Source organism: Verminephrobacter aporrectodeae subsp. tuberculatae At4, from assembly GCF_000193225.1.
Taxonomy (GTDB): Bacteria; Pseudomonadota; Gammaproteobacteria; order Burkholderiales; family Burkholderiaceae_C; genus Acidovorax; species Acidovorax aporrectodeae.
The window spans coordinates 1-2599 of record NZ_AFAL01000150.1 but is presented as its reverse complement, the minus strand read 5'-3'; the positions used below and the strand labels follow the sequence as shown (position 1 = coordinate 2599).

The 2599-nt window shown below is 69.6% G+C and carries 1 protein-coding gene and 2 pseudogenes; all 3 read right to left on the bottom strand.

The genetic code is table 11. From position 1 onward, the window contains the following. Positions 1-342 (bottom strand): annotated as a pseudogene (locus VTU_RS25795) (flagellar biosynthesis protein FlhF); the annotation flags it as partial. Between the two features lie 8 nt (positions 343-350). Further along, on the bottom strand, positions 351-2426 hold the full coding sequence (gene flhA / locus VTU_RS0105320; protein WP_010101580.1) for a flagellar biosynthesis protein FlhA: 2076 nt from the start codon (positions 2424-2426) through the stop codon (positions 351-353). Then, a pseudogene (locus tag VTU_RS32515) lies at positions 2423-2599 on the bottom strand (flagellar biosynthetic protein FlhB); the annotation flags it as partial. The pseudogene VTU_RS32515 and the gene flhA, both read right to left, overlap by 4 nt.

Below are 2599 nucleotides of genomic sequence, written 5' to 3'. Positions count from 1 at the left end.
GGCTTCGGGGCTGGCCTCGTGGCGGCGGCGCAGCATGCGCTCGCGCACATAGTCCTGAAACGACAGCGTGCTCATGCTCAGCCGCTCGGCGTCTTCTTCCACCGGGTTGCGGCCCGGGCCGGGCGCCGGGGCGTTGCGCACGGGCAGCACGGGCGGCGCGGGCTGTGCGGACGGTGCGCTGGCGCCGTCGAATCGGCCCAGCGTGTCCTCGGCCGTGGCCAGCACTTCGACGCCCTCGGGCGTGGGGCGGTTGGACAGGATCAGGGTGCCGTCGCCAAAGGCCATGCGCGCCTTGGCCAGGGCCTGCCGGGCGGTCGGGGCGTGAAAGCGCTGGATGTTCATGCTCATGCTCATGCAGAGGCCCCCTTGAGGATCGGCCCGATGCGGATGCTGTGCGTCTGCGGGATTTCACTGTGCGCGAGCACCTGCAGCCGGGGCGCGACGCGGCGCACCAGACGGGAGACGGCGTTGCGGATCGTGTCGGGTACCAGCAGGCAGGCGGGCAGGCCCAGCTCTTCCTGCCCGAGCGCTGCCTCGGCGGCTTTCTGCGTGAGCAGGTCGGCCACGCCGGGGTCGAGCGCGGGGCCCGCCGCGTTGCCCAGGGCCTGCACGAGCAGGCGTTCGAGGCCGGGTTCGATGGCAATCACGTCGAGCTCGCGCGTCGGGCCGTAGATTTGCTGCACGATCGCCGGCGCGAGGGCAATGCGCACGCGGCGCGCCAGCTCGGCGGGGTCCGGGGTGGCGCCGGCATGCTCGGCCAGGGTCTCGACGATGCTGCGGATGTCGCGGATGTGCACCGACTCTTCGAGCAGCAGCTGGAGCACTTTCTGGAACGCTGCGATGGAGACCATTTTCGGAACCACCTCTTCGATAAGCTTGGGCGCCAGCCTGGCCACATGTTCCACCAGTTGCTGGGTTTCCGTGCGGCTCAGAAGCCTGGCGGCCTGCACTTGCATCAAGTGTGACAAGTGGGTGGCGATCACGGTTGGCGGATCAACGACCGTAAAACCCGCCATTTGCGCGGCTTCCTTCTGCTGCACGTCGATCCAGTGCGCCGGCAGGCCGAACGCCGGGTCCGTGGTCGGTGTGCCGATGAGCGGGGTGCTGATTCCGCCGGGGTTGATGGCCAGGAACATTCCGGGGAAGGCCTCGCCTTCGTCGACGATCACGCCGCGCAGCGTGATGCGGTAGCCGCCGGGTTTGAGCTCCAGGTTGTCGCGCACGTGCACGGCGGGCGGCAGAAAGCCCACTTCCTGGGCAAACTTGCGGCGCACCCCCTTGATGCGCGTCAGCAGGTCGCCCTGGCGGTTCCTGTCCACCAGGCTGATCAGGCGGTAGCCGAGTTCCAGACCCAGCGGGTCCACGGGCTGCAGGTCGTCCCAGCTGGCCTCGCCGTCTGCGGCCGGCACGGGCGGCTCCGGCGGCGGCGCCTTCTGGCGCGTGTGCAGGCGCCAGGCGCCGTAGCCCAGCAGCAGCCCCAGGCCCAGGAAAACGAAGTGCGGCATGCGCGGAATCAGCCCCAGCAGCAGCAAAACGCCCGCGCTCACGCCCAGGACGCGCGGCGACATGAACAGCTGCTGGACGATCTGGCGCCCCATGTCGTGGTCCTTGCCGACGCGCGAGATCACCATCGCCGCGGCCACGGAGATGAGCAGGCCGGGAATCTGCGCCACGAGCGCGTCGCCGATCGCCAGCAGGATGTAGCTGTCGGCGGCCTGCTGCGCCGAGAGGCCGTGCTGCAAGACGCCGATGGACAGGCCGCCGATGAGGTTGATGAGCAGGATCAGGATGCCGGCGACGGCGTCGCCGCGCACGAACTTGGACGCGCCGTCCATGGCGCCGAAGAAGTTGGCCTCCTCGGCGACCTCGGCGCGCCGGCGCTTGGCCTCTTTTTCGTCGATCAGGTTGGCGTTCAGGTCGGCGTCCACGGCCATTTGCTTGCCGGGCATGGCGTCCAGCGTAAAGCGCGCGGACACTTCCGCGATGCGCTCCGCGCCCTTGGTCACGACGACGAAGTTGATCACCACCAGGATCGCGAACACGATCAGGCCGACCGCGAAGTTGCCGCCGATCAGAAAATGCCCGAAGGCCTCGATCACCGCGCCCGCTGCGCCCGCGCCGGTGTGGCCTTCGAGCAGCACCACCCGGCTGGAGGCGACGTTCAGCGACAGGCGCATCAGGGTCGTGAGCAGCAGCACGGAGGGGAAGGCCGCGAAATCCAGGGGGCGCAGCATGTACGCCGCGACCATCATGACCATCAGCGCCACGGCGATGTTCAGCGTGAAGAAGGCGTCGAGCATCCAGGGCGGGATCGGCAGCACCATGAGCGCCAGGATGACGACCACGAGCAGGGGCGCGGACAGGCCCTGGAGCGCGCCGGCGTTGGCGCCCATCCATTGCTGCAGCGACTTCAGGAAGGGGTTCATGCGGCGGCCTGCGGCGCGCTGCGCGCGAGCGGATCGAGTTGCGCGGGGACCTCGGGCTCGGGCAAGTCCTCGGGCATGCGGCCCTCGCCGCGCAGGGCGGCCTTCAGGCGGTAGACGTGCGCCAGCACCTGCGCCACGGCGGTGTACAGCGCGGCGGGGATGGCCTGGTCGAG